The 23,360-nt window shown below is 64.3% G+C and carries 19 protein-coding genes and 7 tRNA genes; 14 read left to right on the top strand and 12 right to left on the bottom strand.

Annotation, left to right across the window (positions count from 1 at the left end; translation table 11 throughout):
• Positions 1-12: 12 nt before the first annotated feature.
• Together treZ and treY are read right to left on the bottom strand one after the other, a co-directional pair.
• Positions 13-1,752 (bottom strand): malto-oligosyltrehalose trehalohydrolase, encoded by a 1,740-nt coding sequence (treZ, locus tag AOP74_RS09870; RefSeq protein ID WP_061962209.1) that lies wholly within the window; start codon positions 1,750-1,752, stop codon positions 13-15.
• The gene (gene treY, locus AOP74_RS09865) at positions 1,749-4,265 is read right to left on the bottom strand and encodes a malto-oligosyltrehalose synthase (protein WP_061962208.1); all 2,517 of its coding nucleotides are present in this window, start codon (positions 4,263-4,265) and stop codon (positions 1,749-1,751) included. The genes treZ and treY overlap by 4 nt, the downstream gene beginning before the upstream one ends.
• A gap of 82 nt (positions 4,266-4,347) precedes the next feature.
• Between treY and AOP74_RS09860 the strand changes: the two genes are divergently transcribed.
• Complete coding sequence (locus tag AOP74_RS09860; RefSeq protein ID WP_061962207.1) at positions 4,348-8,250, top strand: Pls/PosA family non-ribosomal peptide synthetase; 3,903 nt, start codon at positions 4,348-4,350, stop codon at positions 8,248-8,250.
• Positions 8,250-9,560, top strand: a complete 1,311-nt coding sequence (locus tag AOP74_RS09855; RefSeq protein WP_061962206.1) for a M1 family metallopeptidase — start codon at positions 8,250-8,252, stop codon at positions 9,558-9,560. Before AOP74_RS09860 ends, AOP74_RS09855 begins: the two co-directional genes overlap by 1 nt.
• On the opposite strand, the gene AOP74_RS09850 is transcribed toward AOP74_RS09855, so the two are convergent.
• The 8 genes from AOP74_RS09850 to AOP74_RS09815 all read right to left on the bottom strand — a co-directional run bounded on the left by AOP74_RS09850 (position 9,557) and on the right by AOP74_RS09815 (position 11,156).
• Positions 9,557-10,174 (bottom strand): 4'-phosphopantetheinyl transferase family protein, encoded by a 618-nt coding sequence (locus AOP74_RS09850; RefSeq protein WP_061962205.1) that lies wholly within the window; start codon positions 10,172-10,174, stop codon positions 9,557-9,559. The genes AOP74_RS09855 and AOP74_RS09850 overlap by 4 nt on opposite strands.
• A gap of 76 nt (positions 10,175-10,250) precedes the next feature.
• Positions 10,251-10,325, bottom strand: a tRNA-Val gene (locus AOP74_RS09845).
• Between the two features lie 5 nt (positions 10,326-10,330).
• Positions 10,331-10,401, bottom strand: a tRNA-Cys gene (locus AOP74_RS09840).
• Positions 10,402-10,434: 33 nt separating this feature from the next.
• Positions 10,435-10,507 (bottom strand) — tRNA-Gly (locus AOP74_RS09835).
• Between the two features lie 113 nt (positions 10,508-10,620).
• A complete protein-coding gene (locus AOP74_RS09830) occupies positions 10,621-10,854 on the bottom strand; it encodes a PLDc N-terminal domain-containing protein (RefSeq protein WP_160297480.1) in 234 nt (77 codons plus the stop codon).
• A 49-nt stretch (positions 10,855-10,903) separates the two neighbouring features.
• Positions 10,904-10,978: transfer RNA gene (locus AOP74_RS09825), tRNA-Val, on the bottom strand.
• Between the two features lies 1 nt (position 10,979).
• Positions 10,980-11,050 (bottom strand) — tRNA-Cys (locus AOP74_RS09820).
• Positions 11,051-11,083: 33 nt separating this feature from the next.
• Positions 11,084-11,156 (bottom strand) — tRNA-Gly (locus tag AOP74_RS09815).
• Positions 11,157-11,269: 113 nt separating this feature from the next.
• Here AOP74_RS09815 and AOP74_RS09810 point away from each other — a divergent pair.
• The 7 genes from AOP74_RS09810 (at position 11,270) to AOP74_RS09790 (ending at position 15,797) form a co-directional block, all read left to right on the top strand.
• On the top strand, positions 11,270-12,373 hold the full coding sequence (locus AOP74_RS09810) for a chorismate-binding protein (protein ID WP_236683799.1): 1,104 nt from the start codon (positions 11,270-11,272) through the stop codon (positions 12,371-12,373).
• Positions 12,370-13,239, top strand: coding sequence for an aminotransferase class IV (locus AOP74_RS09805; protein ID WP_061962202.1), 870 nt, complete (start codon positions 12,370-12,372; stop codon positions 13,237-13,239). The genes AOP74_RS09810 and AOP74_RS09805 overlap by 4 nt, the downstream gene beginning before the upstream one ends.
• Positions 13,240-13,330: 91 nt before the next feature.
• On the top strand, positions 13,331-13,483 hold the full coding sequence (locus tag AOP74_RS12250) for a hypothetical protein (RefSeq protein WP_160297479.1): 153 nt from the start codon (positions 13,331-13,333) through the stop codon (positions 13,481-13,483).
• A 67-nt stretch (positions 13,484-13,550) separates the two neighbouring features.
• Positions 13,551-13,625: transfer RNA gene (locus tag AOP74_RS09800), tRNA-Val, on the top strand.
• 123 nt (positions 13,626-13,748) lie between these two features.
• The gene (locus AOP74_RS12245; protein ID WP_160297478.1) at positions 13,749-13,907 is read left to right on the top strand and encodes an Rv0909 family putative TA system antitoxin; all 159 of its coding nucleotides are present in this window, start codon (positions 13,749-13,751) and stop codon (positions 13,905-13,907) included.
• A 33-nt stretch (positions 13,908-13,940) separates the two neighbouring features.
• On the top strand, positions 13,941-15,179 hold the full coding sequence (locus AOP74_RS09795) for a phosphotransferase (protein WP_152649265.1): 1,239 nt from the start codon (positions 13,941-13,943) through the stop codon (positions 15,177-15,179).
• Between the two features lie 84 nt (positions 15,180-15,263).
• The gene (locus tag AOP74_RS09790; RefSeq protein WP_061962200.1) at positions 15,264-15,797 is read left to right on the top strand and encodes a hypothetical protein; all 534 of its coding nucleotides are present in this window, start codon (positions 15,264-15,266) and stop codon (positions 15,795-15,797) included.
• An 18-nt stretch (positions 15,798-15,815) separates the two neighbouring features.
• Here the strand turns inward: AOP74_RS09790 and AOP74_RS09785 are convergent, their stop codons facing one another.
• A complete protein-coding gene (locus AOP74_RS09785; protein ID WP_061962199.1) occupies positions 15,816-16,493 on the bottom strand; it encodes a response regulator transcription factor in 678 nt (225 codons plus the stop codon).
• Positions 16,490-17,962 carry a sensor histidine kinase gene (locus AOP74_RS09780; protein ID WP_061962198.1) on the bottom strand — a complete coding sequence of 491 codons (1,473 nt, stop codon included), beginning with the start codon at positions 17,960-17,962 and terminating at the stop codon, positions 16,490-16,492. The genes AOP74_RS09785 and AOP74_RS09780 overlap by 4 nt, the downstream gene beginning before the upstream one ends.
• Before the next feature lie 160 nt (positions 17,963-18,122).
• Between AOP74_RS09780 and thrS the strand changes: the two genes are divergently transcribed.
• From thrS to AOP74_RS09755, 5 genes are read left to right on the top strand one after another with little or no spacing between them, the layout of a single operon-like run.
• The gene (gene thrS / locus AOP74_RS09775; protein WP_061962197.1) at positions 18,123-20,114 is read left to right on the top strand and encodes a threonine--tRNA ligase; all 1,992 of its coding nucleotides are present in this window, start codon (positions 18,123-18,125) and stop codon (positions 20,112-20,114) included.
• Positions 20,114-20,668 (top strand): HIT family protein, encoded by a 555-nt coding sequence (locus AOP74_RS09770; protein WP_061962196.1) that lies wholly within the window; start codon positions 20,114-20,116, stop codon positions 20,666-20,668. The genes thrS and AOP74_RS09770 overlap by 1 nt, the downstream gene beginning before the upstream one ends.
• 15 nt (positions 20,669-20,683) lie before the next feature.
• Positions 20,684-21,325 (top strand): phosphatidylinositol phosphate synthase, encoded by a 642-nt coding sequence (pgsA, locus tag AOP74_RS09765; RefSeq protein ID WP_061962195.1) that lies wholly within the window; start codon positions 20,684-20,686, stop codon positions 21,323-21,325.
• Positions 21,325-22,215, top strand: coding sequence for a phosphatidylinositol mannoside acyltransferase (locus AOP74_RS09760; protein WP_061962194.1), 891 nt, complete (start codon positions 21,325-21,327; stop codon positions 22,213-22,215). Before pgsA ends, AOP74_RS09760 begins: the two co-directional genes overlap by 1 nt.
• Positions 22,212-23,357 (top strand): glycosyltransferase family 4 protein, encoded by a 1,146-nt coding sequence (locus AOP74_RS09755; RefSeq protein WP_152649264.1) that lies wholly within the window; start codon positions 22,212-22,214, stop codon positions 23,355-23,357. Before AOP74_RS09760 ends, AOP74_RS09755 begins: the two co-directional genes overlap by 4 nt.
• The last annotated feature ends 3 nt before the right edge of the window (positions 23,358-23,360 follow it).

Genomic DNA, 23,360 nt, shown 5'->3' with positions numbered 1-23,360 from the left:
AGCAATGCTGTCCTACGCCGTTACTAACGCGACTGAATCGGGAGCGAGCGTGAGCGCACCATCGCCGGGCTCGACGCCGCCGAAGTGGCCCACGAGTGTGCCAGAGGTTTCGATGACGGCCGATGCTCCGGTCAAGTTGGCGTGCACCGTCACAGGCCCGTGCAAGGTGAGCAGGCGGGGTTCACTCTCGGAGGCTCCGGCGGGGTGAGACTCCCAGGCTGCGCGATCGGAGACGTGAACTCGAAGCGCCATCAGGTCTGCGACCCAGCGCCGCAATGAGTCGTGCGGCTCACCCTCTGATCCGATTCCCGAACCCAGTTTTGAGCGCAAGAAGGTCGTGCGATCTTGGGGATCAGGGACGCGGACATTCCCGCCGTAGAGGTCGTCCCACCCGTGACCGCCAAACTCACTCATGCGTCCCTCAGAGACTGCGGAACCCAGCGGCTCATCGTGGTCGGTGAAGAACATGAACGGGCGCTCCTCGCCGTACTCCTCGCCTTGGAAGAGCATGGGCGTGAATGGTGACAGCAGCACCGCGGCCAGGGATGTGGCCTGTGCGCCTGCGCTGAGGCGATTCGACGGGCGGTCGCCGATTGCACGGTTGCCGACCTGGTCGTGGTTGGAGGCGCACACCACAAAGCGCTGGCGGTCCATGTCTGACGGAACCGGGGCGCCCCACGTCTTGTCGCGGAACGGGGAGAACGTGCCGTTGTGCCAGAACACCTCGCGGTAGACCTTGTCGAGGCACTCGATCGAGCCAAAGTCGACGTAGTAGCCATGGCGCTCGCCAGTGAGATAGGCGTGCAAAGCATGGTGCACGTCGTCGTTCCACTGGGCCGTCATGCCAAGACCACCGTCAGAGGTCGGGGTGACCATGCGCGCGTCATTGAGGTCCGACTCAGCAACCAGCGACAGCGGCCGGCCCAGTTCTTTGGCCAGCGTGGCCGCCTCGTCGCTCAGCTGGGCGAGGATGTGGACGGCGGAATCGTCTTGCAATTCGTGTACAGCATCGAGGCGAAGGCAGTCGAGGTGAAAGTCCTTGAACCACCGCAGCGCGTTGTCCACGATGAACCGGCGCATCCCGTCGCTGGAAGCCTGATCAAGGTTGACGGCCCAGCCCCAAGGCGTGTGGTGGGCGTCGGTGAAGTAGGGGCCGAACTTCGACAGGTAGTTGCCGTCCGGTCCCAAGTGGTTGTAGACAACGTCGAGGCAGACGCCAAGCCCGGCACGGTGGGCGGCATCGACGAAGCGTTGGAGCGCTGCGGGGCCCCCGTAGGCCTCGTGCACGCCGTACAGGGACACCCCGTCGTAGCCCCAACCATGGCGTCCGGGGAACGGAGCGACCGGCATGAGCTCAACGATGTCGACGCCGGTGGCCTTGAGGTCCTCGAGTTGGACGATCGCGCTATCGAGCGTGCCTTGGGGTGTGAACGTGCCTACGTGCATCTCGTAGAACACTGCGCCAAGCGCACCGACGCCGTGCCACTGGCTGTCGCGCCAGCGGTACAGGGACGGGTCAAAGACCCGTGACGGGCCGTGGACGCCGTACGGTTGCGCCGCGGAGCGAGGGTCTGGCCACGGGCCGTCACCATCAACCTCGTACGCGTAGTCCGTGCCGTGGGGCAGGCGGGGGCCCTCCCACCAGCCGTCAGCGCCCCGGGATAGGTCCAAGCGTTCGTGTTCGTCAGCATCCGGAGGGCCGACCACTGCGACGACTGAGTCGGCTTCCGGCGCCCACACGTGCTGTGTCATTCGTCCTCCACAAGAAGCGCCACCGGCAACGTTCCGAGCAGGTCCGACAGGTCGACAGTTCCGCCGTCGAACTTCCGGTTCGACAGGGTGTCGCGCCACCGGCCCTCAGGCAGTGTGACGGTGTGTTCACGCCAGCCGCCGAGTTCGTCGAGATCCAGCCCAAGGCGGGTTGCCGCAGTAATGACTCGAGCCTTGTCATGTGCCGTGCGTGCAAAGACGACCGCGTGGCCCGAAGAGGACGGCAGGGGGTGATAGCCGGCGCTTTCGCCAATGAAGGCTTCGGCGTTGTCGCGTCGTGCGCGCAGGGCCCGGCTCGTCACGAGGAGTTTCTCCTCGCTGAGGCCGCGCGGCTTGGTGCCGGCGTCGAGGCGTTCAAGGTCGCTGGCCAAGTCGTCGAACGGAACCGGCCGCCGGTTGTCGGGATCTACGAGCGAAGGCGCGAGCGCTTCGGTGCCCTGATACACATCGGGAACGCCAGGCATAGTCAACTGGATGAGCTTCATCGACAGCACGTGCGCCCTCACGCCGGCGGCAGCCTCAACGTGCCAGTCGTGGACGAGCGTACGAACCGCATGGTCTGCATGGGTGGACTGGGCGAACCACAACACGGCGGACTCGTAGTCCTCGTCCACTGACGTCCAGGTCGTGTGGGTCTTGGCCTCACGCATCGCCTTGAGGAGATAACCCTCGAGGCGATCCCAATCCATGAACTCGTTCTCATCGCTGGTGCCGACCAGCGTCTGCCACCAGAGGTTCTCGGTGCGCCCATCAAGAAGGGCGGGCCGCATCTGCTCGGTCGCGTGCTGCAGCTTCGTGACCAGGACGTCCCACTTATCCGCGGCCTCGCTCAGCACCCCTAGTCGTGCCCGGACGTCTTCCGAGCGCTTGGTGTCGTGGGTACTCAGGCACGTCATGCCATGTGGGTACTGCATCTGCTGCTCGTCGGCCCACGCGTGGAAGGCCGCGGGCGGCATTGCGAAGCGTGACGCGGGCGAGCCCACTTCACACAGCGGGAGCAGGTGGGTCCAGCGGTAGTAGGCCGTGTCCTCGATTCCCTTCGCCATGACGGCGCCACACGCCTGCTGGAAGCGAGTGATGAGTTCGCGACGGTTCGCGTCATTGGTACGGCCTGCAGAGCCCACCTCGGCACCCTGGAGCAGGTCGACTACGACGTCGAGTGTCTCGTGACGCTCCTCATCAAGAAGTGTCCGTGCCCGTGCCGACGCCTGTTCAATGGCCTCGAGTGAAGGTGGCTTGGGCTGCGTGCCAGCAACCACGTAGGCGCGGTAGCGGTCAAACGTGATCAGCAGGGTCCGCAGGCAGTCGTAGAGCGACCGCCAGGTGTGGTCGCGAAGGCGGACGTCTGTGGTGCAGATGGTGTGCGCAATGGTCGCCAGGCGGTGCACTTCGCTCGACAGCGAGTCTTTGACGATCTCCCGCTTGGCGTCGTTGATCATCGCCGGCAACATGCCCATCGCGTCGCCAGTCACGCGGTGCAGGGTCGCCGCCAGGGGAGAAGAGCCCGCGGGGTCGCGCAACAACGCGCCCACGCGCCACGCGCCGTCGTAGCCGGTAGTGCCGGCCGTGCGCCAACTCGTGGGCAGCCGTTCTTCGTCCTCGAGAATCTTCTCGACGACGATCCATGCGCCGTTGGTGGCGTCCGCCAGTCGCTGGATGTAGCCGGCGGGGTCCGCGAGGCCATCCGGGTGGTCGATGCGTAGGCCCTGGAGGGTGTCGTCCTTGATCAGGTCCACGATCACGCGGTGAGTCGCCTCGAAAACATCCGGGTCTTCAACGCGGACGGCCACGAGAGAGCCCACGTCAAAGAAGCGTCGGTAATTCAGCTCCTCGTTCGCTACTCGCCAGTAGGCCAGGCGGTAGTGCTGCTGGTCGACTAGCGACGCCATCGGCAGATTCTCGGTGCCGGGGCGAATGGGAAAGACGTGGTCGTAGTACTTGAGGACGGGGACTTCGCCCTCATCCTCAAAGCCGGGGATCACCATCGAGTCAATGGAGAGTTCGCCATTGGCGAGGACGGTGCCGATGCGCTGACCCAGGACGGGCATCAGGACCGGATCGCCGCCTGACCAGTCCACGTCGAACCAGTGCGCATGGTCGGAGTCCTCGCCGTCGCGCAACAGCGACCACAACGCTTTGTTGTGATAGGCGGGGGTGGGCACAGACATGTGATTGGGAACAACATCGGCCACGAGCCCGATGTTGTGTTCGCCCGCTTTCCACGCCAGGTCTCGCAGTCCATCGACGCCGCCTAGCGCGCCAGCAATGCGCGAGTGGTCGACAACATCGTAAAAATGGGTGGACCCGGGTGCCGCTTCCAGAATTGGCGACAGATACAGGTGAGTGACGCCCAAGGAGGCGTAGTAGTCCAGGTGCTCTGCAGCATCGGCGAATGTGAAATCAGCGTTGAGTTGTAGTCGGTAGGTCGAGGTCGGCACGGGTGCGTCGGCGCGGTGGCCAAGGCGGTGCGTGCGGTCGTGGTTCGTCTCTGACATCTAGCTCAAGTGCCCTTCGTCGCGTACGTTCACATCATCTCAGATGGGAGTGTCAGCAGTGTTACGTGGGCCTTGACACCTGATGTTCACCCTTCCGACACCTCAGCCTGCGACGATCGCGACCGTGACCCCTGCCGACGCCCTCCTGCGCTCCTCATACGCCGCGTCGCCGCGGACCCTTCTCGACATCTTCGACGAGACTGTTGCCACCCACCCAGATGCGCCCGCCATCGATGACGGCCAGGCCTCCGTGACCTACGCGGAACTCGGGATCATGATCGACGCCGCCGCCACGAACCTTAGAAGTAGGGGCGTGACGCCGGGCGACTGTGTGGGCGTGCGGATCTCGTCAGGAACGGTGGAGCTGTACGCCGCCGTGCTCGCCGTGATGGCAGCGGGTGCGTCCTACGTCCCGGTTGATGTCGACGACCCCGAAGAACGTGCGCGCACCGTGTTCGACGAGGCGGGCGTCGCACTCGTTCTGTCTGATGGCGACCTGGGGGTGGAGCCTTCTGGGCAGGCTCCGGTTCCGCGCCCGAGCCTCGACGACGGAGCGTGGATCATCTTCACGTCGGGCTCCACAGGCACACCCAAGGGCGTGGCAGTTTCTCAACGCTCTGCCGCCGCATTTGTCGACGCGGAGGCACGGATCTTTTTGACCGAAGCGCCGTTGGGACCCGGCGACAGGGTGCTGGCGGGTCTCTCCGTGGCCTTCGATGCCTCGTGCGAAGAGATGTGGCTCGCGTGGCGCTACGGCGCTTGTCTGGTTCCGGCCCCGCGGGCGCTCGTGCGGACGGGTATGGACTTAGGCCCGTGGCTCGTGTACCAGGAGATCACCGTCATCTCCACCGTCCCCACACTGGCTGGGCTGCTCCAGCCTGAACAGTTGGAACGCATCCGCTTGTTGATCTTCGGCGGAGAGGCGGTTCCGCCTGAACTCGCAGCCCGCTTGGTTGCCGACGGTCGGGAGGTGTGGAACACCTACGGACCCACCGAAGCGACCGTGGTGGCCTGCGCTTCGTTGATGGATGGCGTGAGCGAGGTCCGGATTGGATTGCCGCTGGACGGTTGGGACCTCGCCGTCGTCAATCCTTCTGGGGAACGTGTCGTGCCCGGTGAAGCTGGCGAACTCATGATTGGGGGAGTGGGCCTCGCTCGCTACCTGGATCCCGCCAAGGACGCTGAAAAGTACGCCCCTGCTCCCGCGTTGGGCTGGGAGCGCGCCTACCGCAGCGGCGACCTTGTTCGTGAAGACCCTGGAGGACTCGTCTTCTTGGGCAGGGCCGATGACCAGGTCAAGATTGGCGGCAGGCGGATCGAGTTGGGTGAGGTGGATGCCGCCCTCCTGGAAGTGCCGGATGTCGCGATGGCGGCGGCGGCAGTACGGCGCACCAGTGGTGGAGCCGCTGTACTGATCGGCTATCTCGCGCCCACAGGGTCAGGCACAGTGGACGTGGCCGAGGCACGGCGGCTGCTTCGCGAACGACTGCCCGCAGCGTTAATTCCGCAGCTTGCCGTGGTTCCGGAGATACCGACGCGCGGATCCGGCAAGGTTGATCGTGACGCCTTGCCGTGGCCGCTAGAGCAATCCGTCGATGACGAGGGCCCATCCGGCAACCTCTCCGACTTGGAGTACTGGATCGCGGTTCACTGGACCGCCGCGCTCGGTGCCCCTGTGCAGGGTCCAGACGAGGACTTCTTCGACTCCGGCGGCGGTAGCCTCACCGCGGCGCAGCTGGTGTCCGCTTTGCGCGAGCGCTACCCCACGGTCGCGGTTGCGGACCTTTACGACTATCCACGGCTCGCTGACCTGGCCGCGCGACTGTCGGAACTAGACCCACGTGAAGAGCGCGAGACGGCGTCGATCGCTCCCACACCGGTCTCGGCTCAAGTACTGCAGACTCTTGCGGGGCTTGTGCTTGCGACCTGGGTGGGTCTTCGGTGGCTCACCTGGATCCTGCTGACAGTCGCGATCGTGGAGAGTCTCGACCTCCTTTCCTGGGTGCCCACCGTCCCTGGCGCATGGCTCTGGGGCCTTATCGGATGGGTCGTGTGCATCAGTCCGCTTGGACGCATGGGGTCGACGGTCCTCGTGGCGCGGACGTTGCTTCGCGGGATCCGGCCTGGTCACTATCGACGTGGGGGAGCGACGCACCTCAAGGTGTGGTTCGTGGAGAGCTGGGCCGATGCTGCCGGCGTGGGAAACCTCAGCTGTGCACCGTGGACGGTGACATACGCACGCGCATTGGGAGCGAAGGTGGGCGCAGGAATCGATCTGCATTCGCTTCCTCCTGTGACGGGGATGTTGACGCTGGGCGCGGGTTGCGCCATTGAGCCTGAGGTCGACTTGGCTGGTCACTGGCTCGATGGCGACACGTTCGTCGTAGGACGCGTGAGGGTGGATAAGAAGGCCACCGTCGGCACCAGATCGACGCTCGGTCCTGGTTCACGCGTTGGTCAGGGCGCGGAGATCGCCGCGGGTACCGCAGTAAGCGGCTCCATCCCGCCGGGTGAACTGTGGGCTGGGTCGCCAGCAAAGTTCGTGGGGCCGGCACGAGTGCCGTGGCCCAGGAAGCGCGCCCCTCGAGGCCGGCGCTGGGTGGCCATTTACGGCGCAAGCGCGGCCGCTCTGGGGGCATTGCCGGTGGTGGCGGCGGTCGCTGGGCTCACAGTTGTCGCGTCGGCAACGGCGCACGACACGACACTCGGTGAAGCCGCACCTGACGCGTTGCTGTGGGCGCCCGTGGGAGCGCTCGCGTACTTGGCGGTCCTGGCCATCGTGATTTGGGTTGGGGTGCGCCTGACATCGATCGGCATGCGCGCTGGGTATTACCCGGTGCGATCGCGCAAGGGTTGGCAAATCTGGGCCACGTTGCGGCTGATGGACGAGGCGCGCACGCGGCTCTATGGCCTCTACGCCTCGAGTGCCACGCCCTGGTGGCTGCGTTCACTTGGCGCACGCATCGGCAAGGACGTCGAGGCGTCCACTGTGCTGATGCTGCCGCGCATGACGCGCGTGGGCCGCGGTGCGTTCCTTGCAGACGACACCTTGATCGGATCATATGAACTGGGCCGCGGGTGGATGCGTGTCGAGAAGGCACGTATTGGCCGCAAGGCCTTCCTCGGCAACTCGGGCATGATCGCTCCTGGTAGGTCAGTGCCCAAGGGAGGCCTGGTTGCCGTGCTGTCGGCAACGCCTCGCAAGGCGAACAAGGCGAAGAAGGGGACGTCGTGGATCGGTTCCCCGCCCGAGAAGCTGCGTCGCGTGAACGTCAAAGCGGACAAGGAGCGGGCGTACTCGCCTCCCACAAAGCTGCGTGTCGCACGCGCGCTCGTCGAGGTGTGCCGCGTGGTGCCCGAGATGCTGTCATTCACCTTGGGTACCGCCGTCATGCTCACCTTGCTTGCGCTCGTCGAGACCCACGGAATAGCGTTGGCATTCCTGGTGAGCGGGCTCGTCGTCCTCGGGGCGGCTGTCGCCGGCGCGCTTATCGCCGTTGCAGCCAAATGGGCCTTGGTCGGGCGTATACGCTCTGGCGACCATCCGTTGTGGAGTTCGTTCATCTGGCGAAATGAACTCGCAGATACCTTCGTCGAGAAAGTAGCCGTACCCTGGCTCGGACCGGCAACCGACGGATCGCCGGTGCTGAACCTATGGTTGCGTGCGCTCGGCGCACGAATCGGACGAGGAGTGTGGTGTGAGTCGTACTGGCTACCTGAGGCAGACCTTGTCTCGCTCGGTGATGGTTCAACAGTGAACCGCGGTTGTGTAGTGCAGACTCACTTGTTCCACGATCGCGTCATGAGTATCGACACGGTGACTCTCGCAGCTGGGGCGACGCTCGGCCCGCACGGCGTGATTCTTCCCGCTGCGAGCATCGGTCCAGACGCTTCCGTGGGGCCAGCGTCGTTGGTCCTGCGAGGTGACGCGATTCCTTCGGGAACGCGGTGGCAGGGCAATCCCGTGGCTCCGGTGAGCGAGTGATGCTACGACGCCCACCCGAGGATCCTTATCTGCCAGGACGCCCGGACCCTCACATTTCCGTGTCCCGCTACGAGTTGGACCTGGAATACCGTGTCGCCACCAATCGGCTTGACGCCCACGCAACAGTGCACGGGACTGCGACAGAACGTATCGACCGCATTGACCTTCGCCTCGCGGGCCTCAAAGTGACACGAGTCACGGTGAACGGGCGCAAGCCTGCGAAGTGGGTGCACCGTGGCGATGTCCTGAGTGTGCGCCTTCACGACGATTTCGAGACTGGGACCGTGTTTGCGGTCGACGTCGACTATCAAGGCACCCCGGGCCCATTGATGGGGCCTTGGGGCGACGTCGGCTGGGAAGAGTTGACCGAAGGTGCCCTGGTGGCGGGGCAGCCCGATGGCGCGCCGTCGTGGTTCCCGTGTCACGATCACCCCAGCGACAAGGCGACGTTCCGCATAGCCGTGTCGACCGAGAGTCCGTACCGGGCTGTATGTAACGGTTCGCTCGTGGAACGCAAGGTCAAAGCGGGCCGGACTCGTTGGGTCTACGAGCATGAAGCCCCGATGGCCACGTATCTCGCGACCGTGCAGATTGGGCGCTATGAGGAATGGTCACTGTCGTCGAAGCCCGTCGCACAACGCGTCGTGGCGCCGCCAGCCCTCAGGTCGCGCGCAAAGGCTGACTTTGCGGAGCAACCGCGGATGCTTGCGTTGTTCGAAGACCTTTTTGGGCCGTACCCCTTCGACTCCTACACGGTCGTGGTCGCAGAAGACTCCCTTGAGATTCCTTTGGAGGCCCAAGGCCTGTCCATCTTTGGTGAGAACCACGTCGATGGAATGCATGTCGAGGAACGTCTGATCGCTCACGAACTTGCACATCAGTGGTTCGGTAATTCCCTCACGTTGCGGCGCTGGCAAGACATTTGGCTCCATGAGGGTTTTGCCTGTTACGCCGAGTGGCTGTGGTCCGAGGAATCCGGAGCCGACTCCGCCGATACCAAGGCGCGGGCCGCCCACGCACGCCTGAGCGCACTCCCTCAGGAACTCGTGGTCCAGGACCCTGGCCCGGATGCGATGTTTGATGATCGCCTCTACAAACGCGGAGCAATTACCCTTCACGCGCTAAGGCTGGAGATTGGCGACAGCGCATTCTTCGATTTGCTGCGTGAGTGGACGCTGCGGCATCGCCACGGTTCTGTGGACACCGCTGGGTTCATCACGCGGGCAGAGTCCGGGGCAGCGCGTTCCCTGGGCGACTTTTTCACTGCCTGGATTGGGAAGCCAGAACTGCCGGACCTTCCAGTCGCCTAGCAGCCATCCTGCGGTGACTCGTCGACCCGGAGTACGAGCCTTTCGTGCCACCGAGCGGTGTAGGCCACATAGGCGACTGCGCCTTCGATGAGAAGCGGCGCCAGGTTCCACTTCCCGTGGGTAGCCGGGGGACCAGATACGACACTGTCGCCACGGATCGTGACGGACTCGAGCGGATAACGTAACCCTTCGCCGCAGGCCTTGAGCAATGCTTCTTTTTGGACCCATGTGCGAAGCAAAGACTCCGGAGGGCTGTGCTTGGACGCGGCACGTTCTTGGGCTGACAGCATCGCCGTGGCGCTGAGTTCAGCGCGCGGCGCGGCTGACTCGCTTTCAATGTCCACCCCGAGGGGCCGTTCCGCCCGTGTCGCGACCGCGACCGCGTAGCCCTCAGCCCGGGAGAGTGACACGCTCACCGAACCCCCACCGATCACGACAGGCGTGCCGTGCTCGGCGCTTCCACAGTGCTCGCAGTGATGAGACAGCCGCAAGGTCTGTGGGTCCACGCCAAGAAGCTGGGCTGCCGTGCTCACCGCGAGGTCACGGGCCAGTGACGCTGGCGGCGGGGGAGTGAGCGAGGTGCGTCGCCACCCCACCGCAATCTGGAGGGACATACGTGCCATCCTGTCGCATCGGGCCTTGCACGTACTCCACAACGAAAGAAGCCGCCCCCGAGGGGGGCGGCTTGTCTGGTGGGCGATACTGGGATCGAACCAGTGACCTCTTCCGTGTCAGGGAAGCGCGCTACCGCTGCGCCAATCGCCCATGCGAGGTGGGTACGGGATTCGAACCCGTGTATACGGCTTTGCAGGCCGCTGCCTCGCCTCTCGGCCAACCCACCGTATGGTGTCGGCAAAGCCGACGTTGTAATGCGAGCGGACGACGGGATTCGAACCCGCGACCCTCACCTTGGCAAGGTGATGCTCTACCAGCTGAGCTACGTCCGCATGATCCGGAAGACTGTTTCCGGGCCGAAGAAAACTATAGCGGATTCGGGAGGCATCCGGTCACCACTCGGTCCCGCGAGTCGTCGCTCGAGGCGCGCGCAGGGGCCCGGCTGCTAGTTCTTGTCTTGCGCGGCACGCCTTCCGGCCACGAACCAGGCGATTACGCCCAGCGGCGGGAAGATGACAGTGATGATGAGCCAGACCGTTGTCACGCGCGTACTGAGGTCGCCACGGTGTCGAACGATAGAAACGACAGCCAGGACGGTCGTGATCAGAGCGATGACGACGAAGACGCCGCCCCACACATCCCAGGCGCTTGGCGCCGTGCTCTCAATTGCAGCCTGCACGCGCACACGCTAGCGCACAAAAAAGCCGCCCCCGAGGGGGCGGCTTGTCTGGTGGGCGATACTGGGATCGAACCAGTGACCTCTTCCGTGTCAGGGAAGCGCGCTACCGCTGCGCCAATCGCCCGAGGTGGGTACGGGATTCGAACCCGTGTATACGGCTTTGCAGGCCGCTGCCTCGCCTCTCGGCCAACCCACCGTGGTCGCCGAAAAATCCGGCTACGAACCTACGAGCGGACGACGGGATTCGAACCCGCGACCCTCACCTTGGCAAGGTGATGCTCTACCAGCTGAGCTACGTCCGCGCTGTCAAGGTGTTGCCCCCGACGAGATGTAGAGACTAGCCCATGGCGCGAGCGGCTGACAAATCCGCTCTCGCCGGCCTGCTGCGACGTCGCGACGGCCTAGAAGCGCCTCAGTGAGCACTACCGTTGTAGGCGTGGACGAAGGTCAAGGTCGCATGGCTGGCGAGGCACGCTTCGCTGGCATTTACGCGCGCGGTGTGATCGAACACATCGACGTCGCACGCGACGGTCACCGGCTTGCCGAGGGCGGCTTTTGGGTCCTCGTGGGGGCCTTTGACGGCCGTATTGATGCCTGGCGCATGGCGGAAGTCTCTGATTCCCCGCCAAACGAGCACGCGCCCTCGTGGCATGGACCTCAGCGCGATAGTTGGCGCTCGTCGTTGTCGCGAGACGAGTACATGGCAGGCGTTGAGCGCATCCGCGCTGATATCCGCGACGGTGAGGTCTATCAGGTCAACCTGTGCCGCGTTTTGAGTGCGTCCCTGCCCGGGCGCGACCTCCCTCACGCCGCTGCACTGGCTGACGTGCTGGCTCGGGGGAACCCGGCACGGTACGGCGCCTCGATCGAGATTCCGGATATGGCCGATGCTCGTGGTGCGTGGGTCGTGTCGGCATCACCTGAGCTGTATCTCGCCGTGGACGGAAACCAAGTCTTGAGTTCTCCGATCAAGGGCACCGCCGCGCCAGGGGAGCAGATGCTGCCCAAGGACGAGGCCGAGAACGTGATGATCACCGACCTGGTGCGCAACGACATCTCGCACGTCGCGGAGCCTGGTTCCGTGGCGGTGCCGGAGTTTCTTGGGCTTCACGATCTTCCCGGATTGCGGCACCTGCAGTCGACGGTCAGCGCCACATTGACGCGCGAGCACGCCTGGACACCGCAGATGTGGCCGCATTTGCTGGACGGGACTTTCCCGCCGGGGTCCGTGTCCGGCGCGCCCAAGTCGGCAGCGCTGCGGATCATTGAGCGTGAAGAGCGAGCAGTGCGGGGCCCGTATTGCGGTGCCGTGGGTTGGATAGACGCGGATGCGCGCCGCGCCGAACTGGCGGTCGGAATCCGCACGTTTTGGTGGGACCGCGCCGACGGGGGCACCTTGCGGTTCGGTACTGGCGCGGGCATTACGTGGGGATCGGACCCGGCTCAGGAGTGGGCGGAGACTGAACTTAAGGCGAAACGGTTGATTGCCCTGGCATCTACCGGAACAATGAGCCCATGACTGAGGTGGTGTGGGCTGGGGGGCGCATTCGTGGCGCGCACGAACCGATCATCAGTGCCAGCGATCATGGGTTCACCGTGGGCGATGGGCTCTTCGAGACCATCGCCATCCGTGACGGCGTGCCTTTTGCCCTGACACGACACCTGGCCCGCCTTGCCTATGGCTTGGAACGTTTGGGATTGTCCCCGCTTGACCCCGGCATCGTCCGCGGAGCAATCGGCGACCTACTCGGAACCGGACAGGCACTCACCCGCGTGCGGGTCACCGTGACCTCGGGTGTGGGTCCGGCGGGTTACGCCAGAGGTGACAGCGGACCCACCGTCGTCGTGACCGGTGCAACGGGCCGCGCCCCGCGCGAGTGCGTGGCGGTCCGTGCGCCGTGGAAGCGAAACGAGCGATCCGCCGTGGCCGGCGTGAAGACCACCTCCGCGGGGGAGTACGCGGTGATTGCCAACTACGCCCGGGGCAGAGGTGCCGACGAGGCCATCCTGGCGAACACCTACGGAAACCTCTGTGAAGGGGCGTCGACGAACGTGTTCGTCGAGCGCGGGGGAGAGATCATCACCCCGCCCTTGGCTTCAGGATGCCTGCCGGGCATCATGCGTGGACTCGCGTTGGAGTGGGGCGCGAGGGCCGGAATCCCCGTGCGTGTGGGTGCTCCAGGGGAACTCACGCTTGCAGACCTTGACGAGGTCATCGCGGGCGCTGCGCACCTGGCGGTGACAAGTACGGTCAGGCGTGTACAACACGTGTCTGCGCTCGATGGTGAGCGCGTGACCCCGGGCCGGCTGCTTCGCGAACTGGCGGCGCATGTCGAGCTTCAGGCGGAACGTACGCCTGACCCAGCACCCCCCCGTCGCCGGTAGCACAGGCGCCCCGAAGGAATGCGCGGGCGGCGTGAGGTGTTTTGCAGACAACCGCGCTGGGTGCTCTGGCGCGAAGTGGAAGGAGCGAGGCATGGCTAACGAACACGAAGGTAAGCAGGGCGAGCGCTACGAGAAGAAGGTGACGCAGAAGGCGGCTGAGAGTCTCGAGAAGGCCGCTCCGGCCAAGACGGACGACACCGGTGTATCGACAAGCCCTAGTGACACCGAGCCCGACGACGAGTAGGTGCATCCGTGGCGTGTAGTTGGTCACCGTGGCTTTCAAGACGCGCTACTATTGTTCACGCTTCATAGGGCGATTGGCGTAGTGGTAGCGCGCTTCCTTCACACGGAAGAGGTCACTGGTTCGATCCCAGTATCGCCCACCAGCAATAAGCCCCCGCAAGGTCCAGGACCTGCGGGGGTTTTGTCATTCCAGCGCGCGCTTTTTCGCGCCCAGACGTAGCGTTGACGGTGTCCACACGAATCGACGCAAGGAGCCCATCATGGGTATGGATGACATGTTGAACAAGGCCAAGGAGAAGGCCGCAGGGATGTCGGACGATCAGATTGATGACGCCGCTGAGACTTTGAAGGACAAGACTCCCGACAAGTTCGACGCGCAGGTGGACCAGGCCGCCGACTGGGCCAAGGACCATAACGACGACTGAGATCCGCTGACATTTCCTTAAGCGAGTGTGCGCGTGAGCGTCACTCTCGAGAGCGTTCCGTGGTTCGATGTCGATATGACCACGAACGCCGCTGCTGACGTTCTGACCAGCGACGATGCTGGCGACATGTTGGCGACAGCCCTCGCGACCACGCACCTTGAGCTCGAGGACTGGCGACTTGATGCGGTACACGCACGGCCGGGTGCGGAGACCTCAGCTTGCTATGACGTGACGGCGAGCGGCGAGCGCATCTACCTCGTCGCGAGCACCGTGGAACTGTCAGACGAGCAGCGTGCCGCCACAAAGGCCGTTCGGCTCCAGTCAGAGACCGGAACGGTCCATGTGTGGCGCCATCCTGCGGATCCGCTCCTGACGGGGTTGGCCGATGCTTGCGTTCCGCAGGCGCTTCAGGCGCGCCTCGCGCGCGCAGGCGCGGATCATCCAAAGATTGACCGGTTGGAGATGCTGGTCCTCCGGCCATTGCGCAGAGCGGTCTTGCGCGCGGAGGTCGCCGAGGACGAGCGCCACGATGTGTGGTTCGTCAAGGTTGTGCGGCCAGACCGCGCTGGCGAGCTCCTCCATCGCCATCGGCTTAGTTCGCTGGCACCGCGGGCCCTCGACGCGGGTGATGGGATTGTGCTCGTGGCTCAAGCCGATGGTGCCGCGATGACTGAAGCCTTGCATCGCCGTGACGGGTCCGAGCCCGGACACGTAACAGGCGCTTCGTTGATCACCGCGCTCGACACCCTCCCGCCAGCAGTATGTGAACTTCCACGTCGAAACAGCATTCCGGAACGCCTCGAGATGTACATCGACTTGGCGCGGAATCGCGGTCTCGATGGTGACAGACTCGATCGACTGGTGGCGAGCATCGGCCCTGGTCTAAAAGCGCCTCCGGAGGCGGCCACCGTGCCAACGCACGGCGATTTCCACGCAGCCAACGTCCGTGTGAACGATGCAAGCCAGCCCGAGCGCATCGTCGGGTTGATTGATATCGACACCTTGGGTCCGGGCCGACGCGCGGATGACCTCGCATGCATGGTGGCGCACGTGTTGGTGTTGCCCACCCTTGATCCAAACGGCTACCGCGGCATTGAAGAGCACGCCGCCCGGCTCTTCAGCGAGTTCGCAGAGACGGTCGAGACAGAGGATTTGCGGCGCCGCGTCGCGGCAAACCTGGTGGCCCTGGCCTCGGGTGTGGACGACGACGCGCGTGCCAGCGACTGGCTGTCTCTCGCGCTTGACGTCGCAGATGAGAGAACTCTCATCTAATTCTCCTGGTGCTCTCACCGGCGATGTGCATTGTTGTCCTCAGACACGGATGCCCCGGCATCCACAACGAGAGGATCAGACAACATGAACATCAACCGCCGTGCAATCTGGATCGCAGCTGGAACCCTCGGTGTGATTGGCGTGGGCGCAGGCGTCGCTGTCGCTGACTCATCCGACACTCCCACGAACGACACGTCCTCCGACAACTCCGTGTCGACCATCGACGGCAAGGTGGCTTCGGGCACCATCGAAAAGGACATGAAGATCGTCTCGTCGACCCTGACCGTCGCCTCGGCCGCGTCCGCCGTGTCGCCCGTGTCGATCGTGTCACCGGTGTCGACGGTGTCGGTTGTCTCGGTTCAGTCGACCAAGTCGCCCGTGAGCGTGCAGTCCACGAAGTCGCCGGTCTCGGTGCAGTCCGTGAAGTCTGCTCAGTCTCCGGTCAGCATCCAGTCCGCCAAGTCGCCGGTCAGCGTTCAGTCGGCCAAGTCGCCTGTGAGCGTTCAGTCGGCCAAGTCGCCGGTCAGCGTTCAGTCGGCGCCGTCTGCCAAGAGCGCCAAGTCCGCGCCGTCGCCGGTCAGCCCCGAGTCGGCCCCGTCGGCAGACTCGGTCGACTAAGTCGCGAAAGCGCCGCTTCTACGAGGCGTCGGTTGCCGCCATGCGGTAGCCGACGCCTCGAACTGTTTCAATGCGGTGCGCGCCGAACTTTCCGCGCAAGTACCGCACGTAGACGTCGACCACGTTGGACCCCGGGTCGTAGTCGTATCCCCACACGCGGGACAACAGCTGTTCACGGCTAAGTGCCTGACCGGGGTGCGACATGAAGGCCTCTGCCAACGAAAACTCCCTCGCGGACAGGTCAACAGTGCGGCCGGCAACCGTGACCGAGCGCGAGATCGGGTCGAGTTCCACGTCCCCGCAGCGCATGATCGATGTGGGCGCCGCCGCCGCACCGCCGGATTTCAGCCGTAGCCGTACACGTGCCAGGAGCTCTTCAAAGCGGAAGGGCTTGGCGATGTAGTCGTCGGCTCCGCGTTCAAGGCTGTCAACAGTGGCCTCGATGGTGGTCCGCGCCGTGAGCACGATCACGGGAAGGTCGTTTCCCGTGCCGCGCAGTCGTTCAAGCACGTCCATGCCGTCCTCATCGGGCAATCCCAAATCGAGGATGATGAGCTCGAAGTCACCGGTCATAGCCTTGTGATAGCCGTCACGACCCGTCGCTGCATGATCGCTGGTGAACCCTGCCGCCTTCAAACCCTTGGCGACGAAGGAGGCGATACGCGCCTCGTCCTCGATGATGAGAATCTGGCTCACGGAACCTCTCCTTCGATGGCAGTTGCCGACGTAGGCAGGCTCATCGTAAATGTTGAGCCGTGCCCTTCACGAGAATCCACAGCGACGGAGCCGCCGTGTGCGTGCATGATCGCTGTCACGATCGACAGTCCCAGGCCGGACCCGTCCTGACGCGTGGGATCTGCCTGGACAAAGCGCGAAAAGATGCGGTCACGCTGATCCTTCGGCACGCCGACTCCCTGGTCTCGCACCCACAGGTGAACCTCGCCGTCTGCGACGCGGGCGCCAAGGCCAACCTCGGAACCAGGGTCGGAGAATCGCACAGCATTGGCGACCAACTGCAGCCACGCCTGAGTAATGCGGTCCTTGTCCAACATGGCCACGGCATCGGCCGCCGCATCTATCACCCAGGAGCGATCTCCCATGGCGGATGCCTTATCCAGCACGCTGTGGGTCAGGTCCGCGATATCGGTGGCGCGCAGGGTGATGAAGTCCGGTCGGTCCGCCTTGGCGAGGGTGAGAAGGTCCGTGACAAGGGCCGTCATGCGATCGAGCTCGTCGATGCTTAAGTCACGCACATCCGTGGTGTCCGCGGGATCGGACACATCCATGAGTTCGAGGTGGCCGCGCACCACGGTGATGGGAGTGCGCAGCTCGTGGCTCACGTCGTTGAGGAGGTCCGCTTGCGCGCGGAAAGCTGCCTCGAGGCGGTCGAGCATGCCGTTGACAGCCTCGGTCATGTCGGACACATCGTCCGACCCGGTCACGGGAATGCGTTCCGAGAGGTCGTCGCGGCCAATGTGCGAAGCGGTCTCCGCGAGCGTCTTGATGGGACGCAATAGGCGTCCGGCGAGTGCCCATGCCAGCACACTCACGACGATCCATGCCCCGAATGCGACGAAGCCGTAGATACGGAAGGCTTCTTGAAAGAGCGCGACTTCAGCATCGAGGTCGTACGCCATGACCAGCGCGGCGACCGTGCCGTCGCCGGGGCCGCCGACCACAAGGACGCCGTTCTCCCCCGACCTCACCGGCGCGACGGCCACGTGATACGTCGTGACGTCCGTCACGATTTCCTGATACGTCACCTCAACGTCGGAGGTAGCCGGAGCAACAGCGGCAAGGAAGTCTGGGTCGTCTTGCAAGGGAAGCTGCGCGTCGCGGGAGATCCATTCCAACTCGCCGTCTAGGAAGCCGACCACGCCCTGGTTGGGATCCGGAATGAGGCGTTCCATCGAGGTGCGGACGGCGGCGGCGGGGGACTCGAAGGGCTCGCCGGTGGCAGGGTCCACTCCGACCTCCGCGAGGCGCTCAAACTCCGCAACGTCGCTCACCAGGTCATCGTCGACGCGTGACTCCACCTCTTGGGTGAGGATGGCCGATGCCACGAGCCCCGCCGAGAGCAGGCCCAGGCCAGTGAGAAGGGCGACAGCCAGGCCGATGCGGGCGCGAACCGAGACCCGCGCGGCACGGCGAGTGAGTCGCGACACAGGGTGGCTCCTTGGCTATCGGTCAGGTCCACGCTACCTGTCGTGACGTGCGATTCTTCGCACCTACGCCAAGGTCGGTAGCATCGTCGTGTGACGCGCGCGCCATGCGTGCGTCACACAAGGACGAACGACGCCCCACATACCCCAAGGAGACACCACGGTGCCCAGCCTGATTGCGACCATCGACGGCGACAAGCGCGAGCTCGACGCCGGCACGACGGGCACCGACCTGTTCTCCGAGCGCCGCGAAGTTCTGGTGATGCGCGTGAACGGTGAACTGTGGGACCTGTCCCGCGACATTCCGGCCGACGCTGACATCGAAGCGGTCACGATCAGCGACCCCGATGGCTTGATGGTGTTGCGCCACTCGACTGCGCACGTGCTCGCCCAAGCGGTCCAGCAGATCAACCCTGACGCCAAGCTCGGCGTGGGCCCTCCCATCGAGAACGGCTTCTATTACGACTTTGACGTCGAAGAGCCCTTCACACCGGAGGACCTCAAGAAGCTTGAGAAGACCATGCAGCGCATCGTCAAGGAGGGGCAGTCCTTCCAGCGCCGCGAGGTGACGCGCGAGGAGGCCCTTGCCGAACTCGCTCACGAGCACTACAAGTGCGAGCTGCTGAGCCACGACACCGAAGGCGCGGAGGGCGCGTCCGTCGAGATCGGCGAAGGCGACATCACCATCTACGACAACGTCCGCCGCAATGGCGACGTCGCGTGGAAGGACCTGTGCCGCGGTCCTCACGTACCCAGCACCAAGCTCCTCGCAAACGGCTGGTCGCTCATGCGTTCCGCCGCCGCGTACTGGAAGGGCTCCGAGAAGAACCCTCAGCTCCAGCGTGTGTACGGCACCGCGTGGCCGTCCAAGGAAGAGCTGGTCGCCTACAGGGAGCGCCTGGCTGAGGCTGAGCGCCGCGATCACCGTCGCTTGGGTTCTGAGATGGACCTCTTCTCCTTCCCGGAGGAGATCGGTTCGGGACTGCCGGTCTTCCACCCCAAGGGTGCAATGATCCGCATGGAGATGGAGGACTACTCCCGCAAGCGCCACATCGAAGAGGGCTACGAATTCGTCTACACGCCGCACGCCACGAAGGGCAAGCTCTTCGAGGTCTCCGGGCACCTGGATTGGTACAAGGACGGCATGTACCCACCGATGCACCTCGATGAGGAGCGCGACAGCGCCGGTAATGTGACACGTCAGGGCCAGGACTACTACCTGAAGCCCATGAACTGCCCCATGCACAACCTCATCTTTGACTCGCGCGGCCGGTCCTACCGCGAGCTGCCGCTGCGCCTGTTCGAATTCGGCACCGTCTACCGCTACGAGAAGTCCGGCGTGGTGCACGGCATGACCCGCGCCCGCGGATTCACGCAGGACGACGCCCACATCTACTGCACCCGCGCGCAGATGAAGGATGAACTCACTCGCACGCTCGACTTTGTGCTGGGGCTCCTCAAGGACTACGGCCTGGACGACTTCTTCCTGGAACTGTCCACGAAGAACCCCGAGAAGTTCGTGGGTGAGGATGAAATCTGGGAAGAGGCCACGGACACCTTGCGCGAGGTCGCCGAAGCTTCGGGCCTCGAGTTGGTCCCCGACCCGGGCGGCGCCGCGTTCTACGGCCCCAAGATCTCGGTGCAGACTCGCGACGCCATCGGCCGTTCGTGGCAGATGTCCACCATCCAACTCGACTTCAACCTGCCCGAGCGCTTCGAGCTTGAGTACACCGCTCCTGACAACACCCGCCAGCGCCCCGTGATGATCCACCGCGCGCTGTTTGGCTCCATTGAGCGCTTCTTCGCGATCCTCACCGAGCACTATGCCGGGTCCTTCCCGGTCTGGTTGGCTCCGGTGCAGGTGCGCGCGATTCCCGTTGCTGACGCCTTCAATGATTATCTGGCCGATGTCGTGGCTCAGTTGCGTGCCGAGGGCATTCGGGTGGAGCTTGACGACTCCGACGAGCGATTCCCCAAGAAGATTCGTACAGCGAGCAAGGACAAGATCCCCTTCACCCTCATCGCGGGTGGGGATGACGCTGACGCTGGGGCTGTGTCGTTCCGCTTCCGTGACGGAAGCCAAGACAACCAGGTACCTGTCGCGGATGCTGTTGCCCGCATCGTCGAGGCAGTGAAGACGAAGGCGCAGGTCTAATGGCTGACGTTGTAGACGGCACCACGATGGGCGGTGAGCCCGACGGTTTTGAGCGCCTGTGGACGCCCCACCGCATGGCGTACATCGACAACGGCAAGTCCCGCGCCAAGTACGAAGGAACCGCGGACTGCCCGCTGTGCGCCAAGCTCGAACTCGATGATCGTGAAGCGCTCGTCGTGCACCGGGGCGAGCACTGCTACGTCGTGTTGAACCTGTACCCCTACAACCCAGGTCACCTGATGGTCTGCCCGTACCGCCACATCGGCTGGTACACCGACGCTACCGACGCCGAGCGCGACGAAATGGGCGTGCTGACGCAGAAAGCAATGCGGGTCCTCACCGCGACATCAGGGACGCAAGGCTTCAACATCGGCATGAATCAGGGCGCCATTGGAGGAGCGGGCATCTCCGAACACCTCCACCAACACGTGGTGCCGCGGTGGATGGGCGACTCGAACTTCCTGCCGATCATTGGCCAGACCAAGGCGCTGCCGCAATTGTTGGATGACACCTGGCAGCGCGTGTCCGAGCAGTGGAAGGTGGACGAGGACTAGGTCCTCACAAGACATATGTTCGGCAAGCTTCGCCCCATCGTGGGCCGCCTCTGGGCAGCGCCCGCTAGGGGACTTCTCGCACTCGGTGTTCACCCCAATGCTGTGACGATCGTTGGCACGCTTGGCGTGGTTTTCGGCGCATGCTTCTTCTTCCCGCAGGGCGGGACGATGCTGTTTTGGGGTGTCATGTTCATCACGGTTTTTGTGGTGACAGACATGCTCGACGGCACCATGGCGCGCCTGTCGGGTAAGTCCTCGCGGTTGGGTGCCTATCTCGATTCCACCTTGGACCGGGTGGCCGATGCTGCGATCTTTGGCGCATTAGTGTGGACCTTCCGCGTGGAAGAGCCGGCGACCGCCATGGCTGCACTGCTGTGCCTGGCGATTGGTTCCTTTGTTCCGTACGCACGTGCGCGTGCGGAAGGCCTTGGGATCGATGCCAAGGGTGGGATCGCGGAGCGGTCCGATCGACTCTTCCTTGGGTTGCTCGCGACCGGCCTCGTGGGACTGGGGCTCCCGCTGTGGATCCTGACGGGCACGTTGTACATCCTTGCCGTCTTGGCGGCTATCACTGTGGGGCAACGGACAATGGCCGTGGTGCGCGCGAACCGCGAGGATTTCGCGACGCCCGCAGAGTCCACTTCCGGCGACGCGTAATGGATCCGCTCCTCACCGCGTGGCGTGTATCCCGCGTGCTTCCCGTGCGCGCGGTACGTGTGATCGCTGAGGCCGGGGCACGAGTCGCTTGGCGGCGTGGCGGCCGCGTCATTGACCGCTTCGAAGACAACCTCCACCGCGTGACTGGACTTGAGGGTGAAGCTCTGCGCAACGTGAGTCGTGCCGGACTTGAGTCCGTTGCCCGGTACTACGCAGAAGCGCTGACGATTGGGCGCATGAGCCCCAAGCAGATTGACGCCCGCGTGAGGCTTGAGGGCTACGACGAGGTTGCTGACCTGTTGGCGACGTCTGAACGCGGTGTAGTCGCGGCACTATCCCACTCGGGCAACTGGGACCTCGTGGGTGCCTACGCTTCCAAGCACATCATTCCCGTGCACGCCGTCGCCGAAATTCTGAAGCCCCGCGAGGTCTTCGATCAGTTTGTCGAGATGCGTGAGGGTCTGGGGATTCACGTCCTCGGACACGAGGGCTCATCGACGTTCCGCAAACTCATTTCGTTGGGGCTCAAGGAACGCACTCTCATCTGCCTGCTTGCCGACAGGGACATGTCCGGATCCGGCATCGAGGTCGACATGTGGGGCAACCGCGTCAAGGTCGCTCCCGGGCCCGCGGCACTGTCTGCGGCAATCTCCTCGCCGATCATCCCGGTGCATGTGTTCTACGAGCGACTGCCCAAGGAGCGCCGCAAGAGGGCCGGTTCGCCGTGGGGTGTGGTGCTGCACTTCGGTGACGCGATTCACCCAGAGGACTTCGAGGGGTCTGGCAAGGTTGAGGCCATGACGCAGGCCTGGGCGACGCAGTTGGCGGACGCCATTGCGCGCCACCCCGAGGACTGGCACATGCTGCAGCGGTTTGGGTGGGCGTCATGAAGGTCGGAATTGTCTGCCCCTATAGCTTTGACCGTCCCGGCGGCGTTCAGCTTCACATCATGGACCTCGCGGAGGCGCTTCAAGAGCGTGGGCACGAGGTGTCCGTGTTGGCGCCCGCAGCTCCCGGCACGGAGGTGCCGGACTTCGTCACGACCGCAGGCCGGTCCATTCCGGTTCACTACAACGGCTCCGTGGCTCGTATCAAGTTCGGCATGTTCGCCGCGGCCCGGGTGCGCCGCTGGCTCAAGGAGGGTGACTTCGATGTTGTCCACCTTCACGAACCCGGAACGATGTCACTGTCCGTGATCGCGATGTGGGCACGTTTGGGCCCCACCGTGGCGACGTTTCACACGTCCAACGAGCACTCGCGCATCATGCGCAACGCCAAGCCCTTCATCAAGCCTGGCTACGAGGAGCTGGACGCCCGCATTGCCGTGTCGCCCTCGGCAGACCGCACCATCAAAGAGCACCTGCGGGTGGCGGCCACGCACATCATTCCCAACGGGGTCGAGACGGACCATTACGTGGCAGCCGAGCCCAAGAAGGAATGGCGCGGAACTGCGAACTCGCCCACGATCGGAATCCTGGGCCGCATGGACGAGCCGCGCAAGGGACTCGAGGAGTTCCTTGCCGCGATGCCTCATGTCCGTGCGGTGTACCCGCGAGCCCGATTCCTGGTGGCTGGCCGATTCTCCGACCGTGTCGCTGCGCGCGCTGCTCGCGCCGGCGTCGAGGTGATCGGAGAGCTCGACGAGCCGATGAAGGCGCGCTTCATGAGTTCGGTCGACATTTACTGTGCACCGAACCTCGGAGGCGAGTCCTTCGGGATCGTGCTCGTGGAGGCGATGGCAGCAGGTGCGGCGGTTGTTGCGAGCGACCTGGTGGCTTTCCGCGACGTCGCCACTGACTCTGACGGCGAGGTGTGCGCAGCGCTCCACACGGTCGGCGACTCGGTCGAGATGGCCGCCCGTATCAACGCCTTGATCGCTGACCCGAAGGCGCGCAAAGAACTGTCCGCACGCGGGCAGGCTCGAGCGCTGACGTTCGATTGGAAGACGGTGGCCCCTCGAGTCGAGGAGACCTACCGTGACGCGATTAGAATGGACGCAGAGTTCCATCCCCATCACACGAAGGAAGCCTGACTT

Source organism: Demequina flava, from assembly GCF_000975035.1.
Classification (GTDB): domain Bacteria; phylum Actinomycetota; class Actinomycetes; order Actinomycetales; family Demequinaceae; genus Demequina; species Demequina flava.
This window is presented reverse-complemented; position numbering and strand designations above follow the sequence as displayed.

Coding starts and splice junctions, on each gene's coding strand:
- treZ (WP_061962209.1), bottom strand. CDS start 1,752: ATGACACAGCACGTGTGGGCGCCGGAAGCCGACTCAGTCGTCGCAGTG.
- treY (WP_061962208.1), bottom strand. CDS start 4,265: ATGTCAGAGACGAACCACGACCGCACGCACCGCCTTGGCCACCGCGCC.
- AOP74_RS09860 (WP_061962207.1), top strand. CDS start 4,348: ATGTTCACCCTTCCGACACCTCAGCCTGCGACGATCGCGACCGTGACC.
- AOP74_RS09855 (WP_061962206.1), top strand. CDS start 8,250: ATGCTACGACGCCCACCCGAGGATCCTTATCTGCCAGGACGCCCGGAC.
- AOP74_RS09850 (WP_061962205.1), bottom strand. CDS start 10,174: ATGTCCCTCCAGATTGCGGTGGGGTGGCGACGCACCTCGCTCACTCCC.
- AOP74_RS09805 (WP_061962202.1), top strand. CDS start 12,370: ATGACTGAGGTGGTGTGGGCTGGGGGGCGCATTCGTGGCGCGCACGAA.
- AOP74_RS12250 (WP_160297479.1), top strand. CDS start 13,331: ATGGCTAACGAACACGAAGGTAAGCAGGGCGAGCGCTACGAGAAGAAG.
- AOP74_RS12245 (WP_160297478.1), top strand. CDS start 13,749: ATGGATGACATGTTGAACAAGGCCAAGGAGAAGGCCGCAGGGATGTCG.
- AOP74_RS09790 (WP_061962200.1), top strand. CDS start 15,264: ATGAACATCAACCGCCGTGCAATCTGGATCGCAGCTGGAACCCTCGGT.
- AOP74_RS09770 (WP_061962196.1), top strand. CDS start 20,114: ATGGCTGACGTTGTAGACGGCACCACGATGGGCGGTGAGCCCGACGGT.
- pgsA (WP_061962195.1), top strand. CDS start 20,684: ATGTTCGGCAAGCTTCGCCCCATCGTGGGCCGCCTCTGGGCAGCGCCC.
- AOP74_RS09760 (WP_061962194.1), top strand. CDS start 21,325: ATGGATCCGCTCCTCACCGCGTGGCGTGTATCCCGCGTGCTTCCCGTG.
- AOP74_RS09755 (WP_152649264.1), top strand. CDS start 22,212: ATGAAGGTCGGAATTGTCTGCCCCTATAGCTTTGACCGTCCCGGCGGC.